Raw genomic sequence first — 15,594 nt, 5'->3', positions numbered from 1 at the left:
GGGAGGCACCCGTGACGGCCCAGCCGTTCCCCGTCAGCGAGATCGTCGCGGCCCAGAGACCCCATCGCAAAGACGCGGCCCGCAACTACGACGCCCTGCTGACCGCCGCCCGCGAGGCCTTCGCGGAGCACGGCTCGGAGGCCTCGCTGGAGGACATCGCGCGCCGCGCGGGCGTCGGCATCGGCACCCTGTACCGCAATTTCCCGACCCGCCGGGCCCTCTTCGAGAGCGTCTACGCGGACGAGGTGAACGCGCTGTGCCAGGTCGCCCTGTCCGTCGCCGACCAGGAGCCGTGGGAGGCGCTGACCTCGTGGCTGAACCGGTTCGCGGGCTACATGGTGACCAAGCAGGCGGTGCGCGAGGCGCTGGACAACGACTCGGAGATCTTCGGGACCTGCCGCGAGTCGATGTTCTCGGCGGGCGGTCCGCTGTTCGAGCGCGCGCAGAAGGCGGGCACGGCCCGCACGGACATGGATTTCGGTGATCTGCTGCGCCTGGTGGCCGGGGTCACCGGGACGAAGTTCGTGGACGACGCCCAGCGCGACCGCGTCCTGGCGATCGCACTGGACGGTGTCCGCACGAACCACTGACCGCGCGAACGACGGAACGCGCGGACCACTGAACGGCCGTTTATGCGGGGGGTGTTCCCTCGTACGCCGCGCGCAGGAGCGCGAGCACCCCGTCCTCGGTGACGGGCCGGGGGTTGGCGTACGCCTGGCTCACCGCCTGCGCGGCCGCCGTCGCCAAGTCGCCCTCCTTCAGCCCGAGTTCGGCGAGCGAGCGCGGTGCGTCGAGGCGCCTCGCCAGGTCCCACAGGGCGCGTGGGGCATCCTCGGCGTCCAGCGCGCGGGCCACGGCGGCAGCGGCCTGCGGTGCGGCGGGCGCGTTGTAGGCCAGCGCGTACGGCAGCACCACCGTGTGCGTCTCCGCGTGCGGCAGACCGAAGGTGCCGCCTAGGACGTGGCACAGCTTGTGGTGCAGGCCCATGGTCGTGGCGCCGAGGCAGGAGCCGCACAGCCACGCCCCGTACAAGGCGCCGCCCCGGGCCGCCAACAGTCGTGGTTCGGCGGCCAGTTGGGGCAGTGCGCTCGACAGCGCCGCTACGCCCTCCTCCGCCATGAGGCCGATCAGGGGCGAGGTGTCCGGGGCGTACAGGGCCTCCACGGCGTGCGCGATCGCGTTGATGCCGCTGGTCACCGTGAGCGGTACGGGGAGTTCCAGGGTGAGTTCGGGGTCGTAGACGACGCTGCGGGGCAGGACGGCGGGGTCGCGGCCGGTGCGTTTGGCGCCGTTCTCGGTGAGGCCCCAGACCGGGGTCATCTCGGAACCGGCGTAGGTGGAGGGCACGGCGATCAGCGGGAGGCCGGTGCGCAGGGCGATCGCCTTGCCGAGGCCGACCGCCGAACCGCCGCCGACCGCGACGCAGCCGTCGACGCCCAGAGTGCGCGCCAACTCGACCGCGCGGTCGGCGACTTCGACCGGGACGTGCATCTTCGCCTCCGCGTGCACGCCGACGCACACCTCCCCCAGCGAGTCGGCGACCGCCCGCGCGGTCTCGGCACCCCGGGCACCCGAGAGCACCAACACCCGCCGCAGACCGAGCCGTTCGGCCTCACCGGCGGTCGCGGTGAGCGCGGCGCCGGGGCGGAAGACGACGCGCATGGGCTGGGCGTCGTAGGCGAAGTCCAGGAAGTTCTTCATGCTCGGTCCAGGACGAGGTCGAAGCGGGCGTGGCGGAAGGGGTTCTCGATGCCGAACTCCCGTGCCAGGGACGGGTCGTCGGTCGGGGTGAAGTCCTCGACGAGGCTCTGCTTGACGGCGAAGACCGCGTCGGAGTCCAAGTAGTCGCTGCCCGCCACGAAGATGTGGGTGGTGACCGGGGCGTGGCCCTCGGCCGAGGCGATGAAGTGGATGTGGGCGGGGCGGTAGGGGTGACGGCCCGTCGCTTTGAGGAGTTCGCCTACCGGGCCGTCCGTGGGGATGGGGTACGGGCTCGGTACGCAGGTGCGGAACCAGAAGCGGCCGTCGGCGTCCGCGGTGAACAACCCCCTCCCGTTGCCCGGGGGTTGGACGTCCGGCTGCTGCACGTCGTAGAAGCCGTTGCCGTCGGCCTGCCACACGTCGAGGAGCGCGCCGGGGAGCGGAGTGCCGTCGCCGGAGACGATCCGGCCGCTGACGACGCAGGGCTCGCCGCCGCCCAACAGGTCGATGTTCGCGCCGAGTTCGCGGACCGGGGACTCGGTCATGTGGAAGGGGCCCAGCACCGTCGACTCGGTGGAACCGGCCGCATGGTCGCCGTTGATGGTCTCCACCAGCATCGACAGGCCGAGCACGTCCGACAGGAGGATGAACTCCTGCCGGGTGTCCGTGCACATCTTGCCGGTCTCCGTCAGGAAGCCGAGCGCCCGCTCCCACTCCGCCTGGGTGAGGCGGGTCTCCCGCGCGAACGCGTGGAGGTGCCGGATCAGGCCGGTCAGCAGTTCACGCAGGCGGGGATCGGCGGTCCCCTCCAGACTGGCGACGGCCTCGTCCGTGACGGTGACGTCAGTGGTCATTGCGGCTCCCTACCCTCTGCGAACTGCCCCTGTGCGACATGTCAGCCGTGCCCGAGGATGCGTCGCAACGCGTCCGTGAGCAACTGTTCGGCGTTCTCGGCCGCGTCGGCGTGGCGGAAGGCGACATAGCCGTCGGGGCGTACGAGGAGCGCGCCCCCGTCGGACACCTCGCTGAGGCGGGCCCAGTCGCCGTACGGGTCGTCGTACTCCTGGCCGGGGCCGATCACGACGGTGGCGATGTCCAGGGGGTGCGCCTGCGCCGCGCGCACCCACGCCTCGCCGCCGATGCCGGTGAGGAGGGTGAAGCGGCCCTTGCCGACCGTGTCGAGGGTCGAGACGGTGCGGGTGCCGGCGGTGATCCAGGCGTGCGGGAGTTTCGCGCCGGGGCGGGAGCTGGGCTGGTGGAACAGCTCGCGGTCGCGTTCGAAGCCGGGGTCGGGCGTGCCGTCGGACACGACCGCGGTCGAACTCTCCGCGGAATAGCGCTGGTTGAGGTCGACGCCGTGCGCGTTGAACTCGTACACCTTGAAGGCGATCGCCTCGCGCAGCGCGGCCCGCTGCTTGGCGGCGGCCGCGGTGGCGTCCTTGCGGGCCTCGATGTTGGCCCACAACTGCTCGGGCGTCTGCGGGGAAAGGCCGTCCAGCGCCTCGAAGATGGGGGCGGTCTCGCCGATGGACTTGTTGGCGCGGGTGACGATCTGCTTGCCGACCGGGGCGCGTTCGGCGTCGTAGGTGTCGAGGAGTTTCGGCGTGGCAGTGCCGTCGAGGACCAGCTTCAGCTTCCAGGCCAGGTTGTAGGCGTCCTGCATCGACGTGTTGGAGCCGAGCCCGTTCGACGGCGGGTGGCGGTGCACGGCGTCACCGGCGCACAGGACACGGCCGTTGGCGTAGGTCTCGGCGTACATCTCGTTGACCGTCCACGCCGAGGACGACTTGATGGTCACCGGGATCTCGTCGTCGCCGACCAACTGCCGTACGACGGACAGCGCGTACTCCTCGGTGAGGTCGGGGGCGCCGGCACTCACGTCGTAGCCCCACACGATCAGCCACTCGTTCCAAGGCTTGACGCAGCGCACCAGGCCCGCGCCGATGCCGCCGACTGTGGCGCCGGGGGCGAGCACCCAGTAGAGGGTGGAGGGGCGGTGCGCGGTGTACTTGCTGAGGTCCGCGTCGAAGACGATGTTGATGCTGCCCGCGACGCCCATCTGGCCGCCCATCGGCAGCCCGGCGTCCTCGGCGACCTGCGAGCGGCCGCCGTCGGCGCCGATGAGGTACTTGGCGCGGATCCGGTACTCGTCGCCGCGCAGCCGGTCCTCGACGGTGACCGTGACGCCGTCGTCGTCCTGCTCGAAGGACTTGTAGACCGTGCTGAAGCGGACGTTGGAGCCGCGCGCGAGCGCCGCGTCGATGAGCACCGGTTCCATCAGGTGCTGCGGCATGTCGCACATGCGGGTCGGGCTGGCCAGGTCGTGAGCGGCCTGCACGAGCGGCTCGTTGCCCCAGGAGCGGATCCGGCCGAGTTCCTGGCCTGCGAGGCTGGTGCAGAACGTGGTGTTGCCCATCAGGTTCTGCGGGGTCGCCTTGGCCAGCACCTCGTCCTCGACGCCGAGATCGCGCAGGATCTCCATGGTGCGCTGGTTGGTGATGTGCGCGCGGGGCGTCCTGGTGAGGCGCGAGTAGCGCGTGACGACGATGTGGGGCACGCCGTAGGTGCTCAGCGCCAGCGCGGCACAGGCGCCGGCCGGGCCGCTGCCCACGATCAGTACGTCGGTCTCGACAACGTGCACGGCGGGACGCTCCAGGGGTGAGACAGGTTCAGGCAGGCTCAGGCAGGTTGAGACAGAGGTGAGAAAGGCACCGACTCTTCACGATCATGATGCGGGCCGGACACGTGCGGGTGTCTCATTACGAGACAGTTACAGCCCCTCGGCGGCCGCCGCCACGGGCCCGATACGGTGAGAGGCGTCATGACCACCCTGGATCACTCCCCCGCCCTCGCCCCGCTCCGCCAGGCGCGCGAGCGATTCCTGACCGGCCGCCCGCTGCCCGACGACATCCCGGACGAGGTCCTCGCCGCCTGGCGCCGCGCCCGCTTCTTCGGCGTACGGCACGACCTCGACGGACCGGTCCACGAACCCGAACCGCCCGCCGAATCCGCCCTGTTGGAGGCCGCTCGGCCCGTGCTGGACCGCATCGCGCCGGCCCTCGGCCGCTCGGCGCTGCTCCTCACCGACGAGCGTCTGCGGGTGCTGTGGACCACGGGCGACCTCCCCGGCGACGACCGCTGCCGCGACCTCTCCGAGCGGGAGGTGGGCCACAACAGCGCGGCCCTCGCCCTGCGCACCCGCCGCCGCGCCGAGGTGCACGGCCCCGAGCACTTCCTCGACGTCTGGCAGGACGTGTCCGCCGTCAGCGTGCCGCTGCTCGCCCCGGATTCCGGGCAGGTACTGGGCACGGTGACCATCGCGTCCGCCCTGTGCGCGGGCTGCGGCCCGCACCCGGGCGCCGCCCTCGCCGAGGCGACGGCCACGGCGGTCGAAGCGGAACTGCTCGCCCGCTCCCGCACCGCCGAACGGGTGCTCCTCGACGCCTACACCCGGGCAGCCGCCCACGGCCCGGCCCGCGCCATCGTCGCCCTCGACGGCCGCAACCGCCTCATCAGCCAGGCCGCGGTCCGCCTCGCGACACCTCAGGTACTGGCCGCGCTGGAACGCACGACCACGAGCGAGCGCCCCTACGACGCCGAGTGCGGTCCGGTGCAGGAGCAGTCCCACGCCGTGACGCTCCCCGCCGACGCCGGGTGCACCGCCGAGATCACTCCCGTACGGCATGAGGGCCGCGTCCTCGGGATCATCGCCGTACTGGAAGAGCGCGCCGCCGAGGCGCCGGTGCCGCGTCTCGTCCCGCGCCCCGCGCTGGCGCTCGCGGGTGGCTCGGTGCCCTGGCGGCATGCGGTCGCTCGGGCGGTCGAACTGGCCCGGGTTCCAGAGCCGTTGCTGCTGACCGGCGAGCGCGGCAGCGGCAAGACCGCCCTCGCCCGTGAACTGCTCGGCGGGACCGTGCCGTTGGTCGCCGATGCCGCCGAGTCGCCCGAACTCGGCGTGAAGTACGGCGAGTTGGCCGACGGCCGCCCGCTCCTCCTGCGGCACGCGGAACGGCTCGCCCAGCCGGACGTCGCCGCGCTCAACTCCCTGCTCGACGAACACCCCGACGTGTATCTGCTGGTCACCTATACACCCGGGACTCCCCCGGGCCCGTGTTTCCAGCGCCTGCTGGACACTCTCGCCGCCCGGTCGGTGACCCTGCCCGCGTTGCGTGAACGCCCGGAGGACGTACGGGAGTTGCTGCCGGTCCTCGCACCCCGCCCGGCACCGGGACAGCCGCCGCTCACCTGGACGCTGGACGCGTTGCGGGCCCTGGAGGAACATCCCTGGCCCGGCAACGTCACCGAACTCGCGCACGTCGTCAGGGCGTTGGCGGAGCACCGACGCGTCACCGGGCCCGTACGGCGGGCCGAGCTGCCCGATCCCGTGCGGGAGGGACCAGCGGCCCGGCGGCTCAGCCCGATGGAGCATGCCGAACGCACCGCGATCCTGGCCGCGTTGCGTCGGCACGGCGGCAACAAGGCGCGGGCGGCTGCCGCGTTGGGGATCGGGCGGGCGACGCTGTACCGCAAGCTGCGCGGTTACCGGGACCTGCCGTAGGGCGTTTCGCGGGCGGGTGCCGTCGCGCGAGCAAGCCCAACGCACTTACTTGATCAGGGCGTTGGCCACCACGACCACCACTCCCAGCAGCGCGTCCACCGTCCCGATGGCCACGGCGGCCACCCAACTCCGTGCCGACCAGCGGGCCGTGACCAGGCCCAGGCAGAAGAGCAGGGCGATGTTGAGGACGAAGGCCGCGTACTCGACGCCGTTCGCGGGCCACCAGCCCCAGCCGGCCCCGGCGAGCAGCAGCACGGTGGGCAGCGCGGCGGCGACCAGGGGCCACTCGTCGCGCAGGGTGCGCAGGGCGTCCCAGCGGCGGTGCGGGGCACGCTCGGCGATGTAGTGGGCGTACCCGTGGGCGAGTGCCGAGGCGGCGGCGGTCACCAGAAGCCACAGGGCGTCGTAGCGGCGGCTGGCTCTGTCGGTGTGGCCGTACTGGGTGAGCGCGGCGACCATCGAGCAGGCGAGGACGGAGCCGTAGACGCCGCCGAAGAGGATGTTCTCCCGGGTTGCGTGCGGGTGCGGCTCGGGGACGGCTGCCGTGGTCTGCGCCATGCCCTCCACGATCACCCGGGCCCGGCCGGGCCGCCACTCCGCGACGAAGTGTCCCCCCACCTGGGCCGATACCCCACACAGTGTCCACGCCCGGACCGGTCCGCCCCGGCTAGGGTCGCGGCATGACGCACAGTTTCGTAGTCCGTATCCCCGACGCCGAGCTCGAACCCGAGCCGCTCGACCCGGCGCAGATCGTCTCCGGTACGCCCGAGGTCACCGGGAAGGTCGTGTGGGAGTCCGAGGACGGCAAGCAGATCCGCGGGATCTGGCAGATCACGCCGGGTGTGGTCACCGACACGGAGGCGGACGAGCTGTTCGTCGTGATCAGCGGGTCGGCCACGATCGAGGTCGAGGGCGGGGAGACGCTGACGGTCGGCCCGGGCGACCTGGCCGTGCTGCGCGAGGGCGACCGTACGACGTGGACCGTGCACGAGACGCTGCGCAAGGCGTACGCGATCAATCTCTGAACGGGCTCAACTCAGCTTGAGGACAGGCAAGTTGTAGGGCGTGACGACCTGGATCGCGGACGGCAGGGTCGGGCCTGCGGGCGGCAGGGCGTCGTGGGCGCGCATGATGATGCGGCAGGCCTCGCGGACGTCCTGGCGCAGGTCGTGATGGAGGACGGCGGACAGTTGCTGCTCGTGCAGCAGCCGGGTGTTGTCGTGGTCGAGGTCGTGCGCGACGAACACGGCGCACTCGCGGCCGAGGTCGGCGAAGGCGCGCAGGGTCGCGATGTTGCCGCCGCCGATGGAGTAGACGGCGCGGATGTCCGGGTCGCGCTTGAGGGCGGCCCGGACGAGTTCGTACTGGGTGGCGTCCAGGCCGTGGCCCTCGGTGATCTCGACGAGCGCCCGTTCCGGGTAGCGGGCGCGCATGGTGCTGCGGAAGCCCATCTCGCGTTCTTCCTCGTTGCGGAAGAAACCGCTGCTCAGGCTGGTGAGGACGTTGCCGGGGCGGTCGCCGAGCCACTGGCCCATGAGGTAGGCGGCCGTCGCGCCCGCCGCGCGGTTGTCTATGCCGACGTAGGCCAGGCGGGCGCTCGCGGGTAGGTCGGTGACCAGGGTGACGACCGGGATACCGGCGGCGACGAGCCGGCCGACGGCGGCGGTGATCTCGGGGACGTCCGGCGCCTTGAGGATGACGCCCTGCGAACCGCGCCGCACGATCCGGTCCAGGGTCCCGACCAGCTCCTTCACCGGCGCGGTCTCGCGGAAGTGGAAGCGTGAGCGCACGACGGCCGGGTGCAGGTCGGGCAGCTCGGCCTCCAGCGCGTTCCGTACAGCGGTGGAGAAGCGCTCCGGCGTCTGCATCACGATGTCGATCATGAACGTACGACCAACGAGCCTGACCTGGGTGCGCTGCCGGTCGAGATCGGCGATGGCCTGGCGCACCTCACGCTCGGTGCTCTCCCGCACACCGCCCCTGCCGTTCAGGACCCGGTCCACGGTGGCCTCGCTGAGACCCGCCTGACGTGCGATTTCGCGGATCGGGAAGGGGTGGCCCACCGGTCGTCTCCTTGAGGGGTTTTTGATGGCTGGCTGCTGGTTGTTCGAAGGGTTTGTACTGACAAGAATGACAGGACAGCACCGCTCCGTGACCCGAGGGGACGACGATGTCCTTCACATCAGCAGAACGCCGCGCCTGGCTCACCGAGCAGGACTGCGACCTCGACGCCTTCCGCGCGCTCGTCGAGCAGCCGACCGACCTGGCCGACTTCCCGTACGCGTCCTCCGTCGAGCGGAACGTCCTCGTCTACGACAGTGACCGGCTCCGCAAGTCCGTCACGGCCGGCGAGCGCCGCGAGGTGCAGGCCGAGCTGTTCCGGGCGTTCGCCGAGGGGCCGGGCATCGTGGTCCTTCAGGGCGCCTTCCCGGACCTGTCGGTGGTGGACCGTGCGACCGAGGTGTTCGAGGCCCTGATCTCCGAGCAGCGCGCCTCGGGCGCGGGCGCCGGAGACCACTTCGCGAAGCCGGGTGCCAACGACCGGGTGTGGAACGCGCTGGAGAAGGCCGCGCTCTACGACCCGGAGGCGTTCGCCGACTACTACGCCAACGACATCCTGGCCCTGGTCTCCGCCGCGTGGCTCGGCCCGGGCTACCAGGTCACCTCGCAGATCAACGTGGTCCACCCGGGCGGCGCCGCGCAGACCGCGCACCGCGACTACCACCTCGGGTTCCTCACGAACGAGGTCGCCGCCGGGTATCCGGCGCACGTGCACCGTCTCTCCCCCGCGCTCACGCTCCAAGGGGCGGTCGCGCACTGCGACATGCCGGTGGAGTCGGGGCCGACGATGTATCTGCCGCACTCCCAGAAGTTCGAGCCGGGCTATCTGGCATGGCGACTCCCGGAATTCCAGGCCTACTTCGAGGCGAACCACATCCAACTCCCGCTCGCCAAGGGCGATGCCGCGTTCTTCAACCCGGCGCTCTTCCACGCGGCCGGCACCAACCGCACGGCGGACGTGCGGCGGATGGCGAACCTGCTGCAGGTGTCGTCCGCGTTCGGGCGGGCGATGGAGACGGTGGACCGCGAGGCCGTCACCAACGCGGTCTTCCCGGTGCTGCTCAAGCGCAAGGCCGAGGGCGTCGGCGAGGAGTGGCTGGACGCGGTCGTCGCGGCGAGCGCCGAGGGCTATCCGTTCCCCACCAACCTCGACAACGACCCGCCGGTCGAGGGTCTGGCCCCGCCCTCGCAGGCCGACCTCGTGCGCCGCGCGGTACGTGAGGGCTGGGCCCCGCAGGCGCTCCGCGGCGAACTGCGGGCCGGTGCCGAGCGGCGCGAGAGCTGAGGAGCACCATGGGATCCACGGAACGTACGGAACTCGCGGGCCTTACGGGGCTCCTCGACGGCAAGGTCGTCCTCGTCAACGGCGGCAGCCAGGGCGTGGGCGCCGCGATCGTCCGGGCGGCGGTGCGCGAGGGCGCGGTGGTGTCGTTCACCGGCCGCCGCGCCGACGTGGGCGAGAAGCTCGCCGCGGACACGGGTACGTGCTTCCTGCGGGCGGACCTCTCCGATCCGGCACAGGCGCGCGACAGCGTCGTACAGACCGTCGGGGCCCACGGGCGTATCGACTGCCTCGTCAACGCGGCGGGGCTCACCTCACGCGGCTCGCTGCTGGACACCACGCCGGAACTGTTCGACCAGCACATGGCGATCAACCTGAAGGCGCCGTTCTTCGCGATGCAGGCGGCCGTGGCCGACATGACCGCACGCGAAGCACCGGGGACCATCGTCAACATCGGCTCCAACTGCGCCCACGGCGGGCCCCCGTACCTCGCGCCGTACTCCACCGCCAAGGCCGGTCTCGCGGGCCTGACCCGCAACGCTGCCCACGCCCACCGCTTCGACCGGATCCGGATCAACACCGTCAACATCGGCTGGACCGACACCGAGGGCGAGGACGCCACCCAACGCGCCTTCCACGGTGCGGGCGACGACTGGCGCGAGCAGGCCGCCGCCCGTCAGCCGATGGGCAAGCTCGGCCAGCCGGACGAGATCGCCGACTTCGTGGTGTTCCTGCTGTCCGACCGGTCCGGGGTGGTCACCGGTTCGGTGATCGACTGGGACCAGAACGTCCTGGGCGCCCTCGACTGACCCGCACCGTCCGGCAATCGGACCGTTCCACGACAACCACCGCACCACACCCGCACCCCTCAAGAAAGCAAGAGCCCTCATGCGCATCGGAATCCTCGGCCTCGGCCGCATCGGCGCCTTCCACGCCGAGACACTGTCCGGACTCGACGTCGTCGAGTCCCTCGTCGTCGCCGACCCGTTCGCGGAGGCCGCCAAGAAGGCCGGCGAGCGGTTCGGCGCCGAGGTCGCGGACTCCCCCGAGGCCGTGCTGGCCGCCGGGATCGACGGTGTCGTGGTCGCCGCGGCGACCGACGCCCACCCGGGGCTGATCCTGGCCGCCGTCGAGGCGGGCATCCCGGTCTTCTGCGAGAAGCCCGTCGCCAAGACGATGGCCGAGGGCGTCCAGGTCCTCAAGGCCGTCGAGGGCAGCAGCGTGCCGATCCAGATCGGCTACAACCGCCGCTTCGACACCGGCTTCGTCAACGCGCGCGCCGCCGTGCAGTCCGGCGAGCTGGGCAAGCTGCACACCGTGCGCTCCACCACGCTGGACCCGGCGCCGCCGCCGGCCGCGTACATCGCCGCGTCCGGGGGCATCTTCCGCGACTGTTCGGTGCACGACTTCGACATCATCCGCTGGGTCACCGGCCGTGAGGTCACCGAGGTGTACGCGGTCGGCGGCAATCGGGGCGCCGAGTACATCAAGGAGGCGGGCGACGCCGACACCACCGGCGCGATCCTCACCCTGGACGACGGCACCATCGCGGTGGTCTCCAACTCCCGCCACAACGCCCGGGGGTACGACGTCCGCATGGAGATCCACGGCTTCACGGACTCCATCGCGGTCGGCCTGGAGGACAAGCTGCCGCTGCGCTCCGTGGAGCCCGGCGTGACGTTCCCGGCGGGCACCCCGCACGACTTCTTCATGGACCGCTTCACGGCCGCCTACCGCGCCGAACTCACCGCGTTCACCGAGGTCGTCGCCGGCACCCGCCCCTCCCCCTGCACGGTCGCCGACGCCCTGGAGGCCGGCTGGATCGCCGACGCCTGCACCCTGTCGCTGCACGAGCACCGCCCGGTCACCATCCAGGAGGTACGGGAGGCATGAGCGGTCCGGGCCGGGAACCACTGCGCATCGGAGTACTGGGAGCGGCTCGGATCACCGAGCAGTCCCTCATCGGCCCGGCCCGGACGACCGGCCACCGCATCGTCGCGGTGGCCGCACGGGACCGGTCCAGGGCGGAGGCGTACGCCTCCGCGCACCGCGTCGAGCGGGTGGTGGACTCGTACGCCGACCTGATCGCCGACCCGGAGGTGGAGGTCGTCTACAACCCGCTCGCCAACGGCCTGCACGGACCGTGGAACCTCGCCGCGCTCGCGGCGGGCAAGCACGTCCTGTCGGAGAAGCCGTCGGCGAGCAACGCGGAGGAGGCGGCCGAGGTGCGGGAGGCCGCTGCGAAGGCCGGAACGGTCTTCATGGAGGCGTTCCACTACCTCTTCCACCCGGTCACCCGGCGCCTGCACGAGCTGCTGGCCTCCGGTGAACTCGGCGAGCTGCGGCACGTCGAGACGCTCGTGGCGATCCCGGCCCCGCCGGACACCGACCCGCGCTGGTCCCTGGACCTGGCCGGCGGCGCCGTGATGGACCTGGGCTGCTACAGCCTGCACGCCGTACGCACGCTGGCCCCCTGGGCGGGCGGCGCACCCCGGCTCGTCTCGGCCCGGGGCGGCGAACGCGCGGGCGCTGCGGGCGTCGACGAGTGGCTGGACGCCAACCTCGTCTACCCCAGCGGCGCCACGGGCACCGCGCGCTGCCACATGGCGTACGACGAGCTGGTCATGAGCTGCCGCATCACCGGCAGCCGGGGCGAGGCCTTCGCCCCGAACTTCGTCCTCCCCCAGCTGGACGACCGCATCGTCGTCCGCACCACGGACGGCGAACGCACGGAACGCCTCGGCCGCCGGTCGTCGTACACCTACCAACTGGAGGCGTTCGCCGCCCGGTTGAGGGAGGGCGCGCCCCTCCCGATCGGTCCGGACGACGCGGTCGCGACGATGGCTCTCATCGACGAGGCCTACCGCGCGGCGGGGTTCGAGCCGAGGCCGCGGGTGTCGGTTCTGCGCTAGACGAACGGAGAGGGGGGGGGGGGGGGGGGGGGGGGGGGGGGGGCGCCGCCCCCCCCCCGCCGCGGGCCCCCCCCCCCCCCCCCCCCCCCCCCCCCCCCCCTCTCCGTCGTTACCGGTGGGCCTGGTCAGCGGTAGAACTCGGGCCGCTCCACGAGCTCGACCTCCACCCGCACGCCCTCCTCCAACGCCCGTACTCCCGCCTCGCACACGGCCGCCGCCGCGTACCCGTCCCACACGCTCGGGCCGGTGACCTCGCCGCGGCGGGTGGCGTCGACCCAGGTCTGCACCTCGCGGTCGTAGGCGTCGGCGAAGCGTTCGACGAAGTCCTGGGCGATGGTGCCGCCCCAGCGGCCGGCCATGTTGGTGACCATGGCGTGGCCGTCGCCGATGCGGGCAGTGCCGCGTTCGCAGACGATCTCGGCCTGGACCTGGTAGCCGAAGCCGCAGTTGACGAACATCTCGACGTCGACGATCGCGCCGCCGTCCGTCTCGAAGACGACGAACTGCGGGTCCTGGAGGTCCTCCGGTGCGCTCGCCGAGGGCCGCGGGCGCAGCACCTGTACGGCCGTGATCTCCTGGCCGAGCAGCCAACGGGTCGCGTCGGTCTCGTGGGCCACGGAGTCGCTGATCAGCATCGAGCTGGTGAAGAAGGGCGGGCTGGCCGCGTTGCGATGCCGGTTGTGCAGCATCAGCGGGCGGCCCAACTGGCCTGTCTCCAGCAGGGACTTGAGCTTGATGTACTCGGCGTCGTAGCGCCGCATGAAGCCGACCTGGACCCGGCGGTGGCCGAGTCTCACCTCGGCCTCCAGGACGCGCAGCGCCGAGGCCGCGTCGGGGGTGAGCGGCTTCTCGCACAGGACCGGGAGGTCGTGCTCGAAGGCGGTGAGGAGCGCGGCCTCGTGGGCGGGACCCGGTGAGGCGATGAGGACCGCGTCGACGTCGGCCGCCGCCATCGCGGCGGCCGGGTCGGTGTACGCGGTGCAGCCGTCGACACCGGACGCGATCCGTTTGGCGCGCTCGGCGTCGACGTCCACGACGGCACTCACCCGGGCTCCGTTGACCACGTCCTCGATCCGGCGGACGTGGTCGGCGCCCATCTTTCCGGTTCCGACGACTGCCACTCCGAGCGTGTCGCGCGGGCTGATGGCCATCGGCCGTCCTTTCGACTGGTCAGGCACCGCAGGAGCGGAGGAACTTGCGGGTGCGTTCCGCGATGGGCAGGGGCTTGTCCGGCTCGCACGGGTACATGTCCTGCTCGACGATCGCGAACAGTTCCACGCCCAGCCGCTGTGCCGCGATCAGCACCGGCTCCAACTCCGGTACACCGGACGGCGGTTCACACATCACCCCGCGCTGCACGGCCGGCCCGAACGGGATCTCGTTCTTGACGACGTCCGCGAGGATCTCCGGGTCGACCTGCTTGAGGTGCAGATAGCCGATGCGTTCGCCGTACGTCTCGATCAGCTTGACGCTGTCGCCGCCGCAGTAGGCGTAATGCCCGGTGTCCAGGCAGAGGTTGACCAGTTCGGAGTCGGTCGAGTCGAGGAAGTGCTCGACGTGGTCCTCGGTGTCGAGGTGGGTGTCGGCGTGCGGGTGGACGACGATGTCGAGACCGTACGCCTCCTTCACCTCGTGCCCGAGGCGCTCCATCCCCTTGGTCAGGTGCGCCCACTGTTCGCCGGTCAGCTCCGGCGGCTCCAGGATCTCGGCGGTCTTGTCGTCCCGCCAGAAGGAGGGGATCACGACCAGGTGCTTCGCGCCCATCGCCTGGGTCAACTCGGCCACCTGGCTGACGTGTTCCCACGTGGCGTCCCAGACGGAGGGGCCCCGGTGCAGGCCGGTGAAGACCGTACCGGCGGAGACCTTCAGGTCACGCCGGGCGATCTCGTCCGTGAGCCGGGCCGGGTCGGTCGGCAGATAGCCGTACGGACCCAGTTCGATCCACGAGTAGCCGGCCTGCGCGACCTCGTCCAAGAACCGTTCCCACGGCACCTGTTGGGGGTCGTCGGGGAACCACACGCCCCACGAGTCGGGGGCGGAGCCGACCCGGATGCGGTCCAGGAAGGGACGGTCCGACATGTCAGGCGGTCCCTTCGGGAGACGCGGCCACCGGCGCCTTGAGGGCCTTCTCGTCGGGGAGTTCTTCGACGTCGACGCCGCGGACCTGGGACAACTCGTGCTTGAGCGCGGCGAGTTCGGTGCCGCCGGCCATGTGGTTGGTCAGCTCTTCCAGCGTGATCTCGCTGCGTTCGGCGGAGAGTTCCATGGTGCCCAGGCGCAGCACGCTGAAGTGGTCGCCGACCATGTAGGCGTGGTGCGGGTTGTGGGTGATGAAGATGACCCCCAGCCCGCGCTCCCGCGCCGCTGCCACGTACTTCAGCACCACACCCGACTGCTTGACGCCCAGAGCTGCGGTCGGCTCGTCCAGGATCAGGACCCGCGCCCCGAAGTAGACGGCGCGGGCGATCGCCACACACTGGCGCTGACCACCCGAGAGGGTGCCGATGGGCTGGTCCAGGTTGTCCAGGACGATGCCCATGTTGCGCAGTTCCTCGTCCGCGGTCTTCTTCATCCGCTCGATGTCCAGACGACGCAACGGCCAGGGGCCCCTGGTCATCTCGGAGCCGAGGAAGAAGTTGCGCCACACCGGCATCAGCGGCACCACCGCAAGATCCTGGTACACGGTCGCGATACCGCGGTCCAGGGCCTGGCGGGGGGTGGTGAAGTGCACCGGCCCGCCGTCGACGAGGAACTCGCCCTCCGTGTGCTGATGCAACCCGGAGATGATCTTGATGAGGGTGGACTTGCCCGCGCCGTTGTCACCCAGCACACAGGTCACCTGACCCGGCCGGACCGCGAGGTCCACACCGTGCAGGGCCCGCACATTGCCGTACGCCTTGCCCGCGTTGCGCAACTGCACGATCGGCGCATCGCCGTCCCGCGGGGCGCTGTCTTCCAGGACGGCACCGTGGGTGCCGGATTCATTGCCTGCCATGTCGTCGCTCACCTCCGGGTCGCCGTGCGCTGGACCCACAGATTGATCAGAACGGCGCCCAGCAGCATCACGCCGAGGAACGCCT

General features: G+C 71.4%; 15 protein-coding genes and 1 pseudogene. 7 read left to right on the top strand and 9 right to left on the bottom strand.

Annotation, left to right across the window (positions count from 1 at the left end; all coding sequences use genetic code 11):
* Nucleotides 1–11 precede the first annotated feature (11 nt).
* Nucleotides 12–590: a TetR/AcrR family transcriptional regulator gene (locus tag ACIBK4_RS40585; protein ID WP_399003450.1), complete on the top strand. Its 579-nt coding sequence runs from the start codon at nt 12–14 to the stop codon at nt 588–590.
* Nucleotides 591–630: 40 nt separating this feature from the next.
* Here ACIBK4_RS40585 and ACIBK4_RS40580 read toward each other — a convergent pair whose 3' ends face one another.
* The 3 genes from ACIBK4_RS40580 to ACIBK4_RS40570 are packed head-to-tail and all read right to left on the bottom strand — an operon-like array spanning nt 631 to nt 4,342.
* The gene (locus tag ACIBK4_RS40580) at nt 631–1,701 is read right to left on the bottom strand and encodes a maleylacetate reductase (protein WP_399003448.1); all 1,071 of its coding nucleotides are present in this window, start codon (nt 1,699–1,701) and stop codon (nt 631–633) included.
* The gene (locus tag ACIBK4_RS40575; protein ID WP_399003446.1) at nt 1,698–2,555 is read right to left on the bottom strand and encodes an intradiol ring-cleavage dioxygenase; all 858 of its coding nucleotides are present in this window, start codon (nt 2,553–2,555) and stop codon (nt 1,698–1,700) included. Before ACIBK4_RS40575 ends, ACIBK4_RS40580 begins: the two co-directional genes overlap by 4 nt.
* A 41-nt stretch (nt 2,556–2,596) precedes the next feature.
* Nucleotides 2,597–4,342 carry an FAD-dependent oxidoreductase gene (locus ACIBK4_RS40570; protein WP_399003444.1) on the bottom strand — a complete coding sequence of 582 codons (1,746 nt, stop codon included), beginning with the start codon at nt 4,340–4,342 and terminating at the stop codon, nt 2,597–2,599.
* 180 nt (nt 4,343–4,522) lie between these two features.
* On the opposite strand from ACIBK4_RS40570, the gene ACIBK4_RS40565 reads away from it, so the two are divergent.
* Complete coding sequence (locus ACIBK4_RS40565) at nt 4,523–6,259, top strand: sigma-54-dependent Fis family transcriptional regulator (protein WP_399003442.1); 1,737 nt, start codon at nt 4,523–4,525, stop codon at nt 6,257–6,259.
* 45 nt (nt 6,260–6,304) lie between these two features.
* On the opposite strand, the gene ACIBK4_RS40560 is transcribed toward ACIBK4_RS40565, so the two are convergent.
* The gene (locus ACIBK4_RS40560; protein ID WP_399003811.1) at nt 6,305–6,817 is read right to left on the bottom strand and encodes a hypothetical protein; all 513 of its coding nucleotides are present in this window, start codon (nt 6,815–6,817) and stop codon (nt 6,305–6,307) included.
* Between the two features lie 122 nt (nt 6,818–6,939).
* On the opposite strand from ACIBK4_RS40560, the gene ACIBK4_RS40555 reads away from it, so the two are divergent.
* A complete protein-coding gene (locus ACIBK4_RS40555) occupies nt 6,940–7,284 on the top strand; it encodes a cupin domain-containing protein (protein WP_399003440.1) in 345 nt (114 codons plus the stop codon).
* Nucleotides 7,285–7,290: 6 nt separating this feature from the next.
* Here ACIBK4_RS40555 and ACIBK4_RS40550 read toward each other — a convergent pair whose 3' ends face one another.
* Complete coding sequence (locus ACIBK4_RS40550) at nt 7,291–8,322, bottom strand: LacI family DNA-binding transcriptional regulator (protein ID WP_399003438.1); 1,032 nt, start codon at nt 8,320–8,322, stop codon at nt 7,291–7,293.
* A 107-nt stretch (nt 8,323–8,429) separates the two neighbouring features.
* On the opposite strand from ACIBK4_RS40550, the gene ACIBK4_RS40545 reads away from it, so the two are divergent.
* From ACIBK4_RS40545 to ACIBK4_RS40530, 4 genes are all read left to right on the top strand, one after another.
* A complete protein-coding gene (locus tag ACIBK4_RS40545; protein WP_399003436.1) occupies nt 8,430–9,605 on the top strand; it encodes a phytanoyl-CoA dioxygenase family protein in 1,176 nt (391 codons plus the stop codon).
* 8 nt (nt 9,606–9,613) lie between these two features.
* Nucleotides 9,614–10,411 carry an SDR family oxidoreductase gene (locus tag ACIBK4_RS40540; protein WP_399003434.1) on the top strand — a complete coding sequence of 266 codons (798 nt, stop codon included), beginning with the start codon at nt 9,614–9,616 and terminating at the stop codon, nt 10,409–10,411.
* Nucleotides 10,412–10,490: 79 nt separating this feature from the next.
* Nucleotides 10,491–11,495: a Gfo/Idh/MocA family oxidoreductase gene (locus ACIBK4_RS40535; protein WP_399003432.1), complete on the top strand. Its 1,005-nt coding sequence runs from the start codon at nt 10,491–10,493 to the stop codon at nt 11,493–11,495.
* Nucleotides 11,492–12,514, top strand: a complete 1,023-nt coding sequence (locus tag ACIBK4_RS40530) for a Gfo/Idh/MocA family protein (protein ID WP_399003430.1) — start codon at nt 11,492–11,494, stop codon at nt 12,512–12,514. Before ACIBK4_RS40535 ends, ACIBK4_RS40530 begins: the two co-directional genes overlap by 4 nt.
* Before the next feature lie 125 nt (nt 12,515–12,639).
* Here the strand turns inward: ACIBK4_RS40530 and ACIBK4_RS40525 are convergent, their stop codons facing one another.
* The 4 genes and pseudogenes from ACIBK4_RS40525 to ACIBK4_RS40510 all read right to left on the bottom strand — a co-directional run.
* Nucleotides 12,640–13,665, bottom strand: coding sequence for a Gfo/Idh/MocA family oxidoreductase (locus tag ACIBK4_RS40525; RefSeq protein WP_366437308.1), 1,026 nt, complete (start codon nt 13,663–13,665; stop codon nt 12,640–12,642).
* Nucleotides 13,666–13,684: 19 nt separating this feature from the next.
* Nucleotides 13,685–14,593 carry a sugar phosphate isomerase/epimerase family protein gene (locus ACIBK4_RS40520; protein ID WP_399003428.1) on the bottom strand — a complete coding sequence of 303 codons (909 nt, stop codon included), beginning with the start codon at nt 14,591–14,593 and terminating at the stop codon, nt 13,685–13,687.
* 1 nt (nt 14,594) lies between these two features.
* Nucleotides 14,595–15,509 (bottom strand): ATP-binding cassette domain-containing protein, encoded by a 915-nt coding sequence (locus tag ACIBK4_RS40515; RefSeq protein WP_399003426.1) that lies wholly within the window; start codon nt 15,507–15,509, stop codon nt 14,595–14,597.
* Between the two features lie 8 nt (nt 15,510–15,517).
* Nucleotides 15,518–15,594, bottom strand: a pseudogene (locus tag ACIBK4_RS40510) (sugar ABC transporter permease); the annotation flags it as partial.

This window comes from Streptomyces sp. NPDC050528 (genome assembly GCF_044457795.1).
GTDB lineage: Bacteria > Actinomycetota > Actinomycetes > Streptomycetales > Streptomycetaceae > Streptomyces.
Note: the sequence above shows the minus strand (reverse complement) of the source record. Positions and strands in the feature narration are given on the sequence as shown.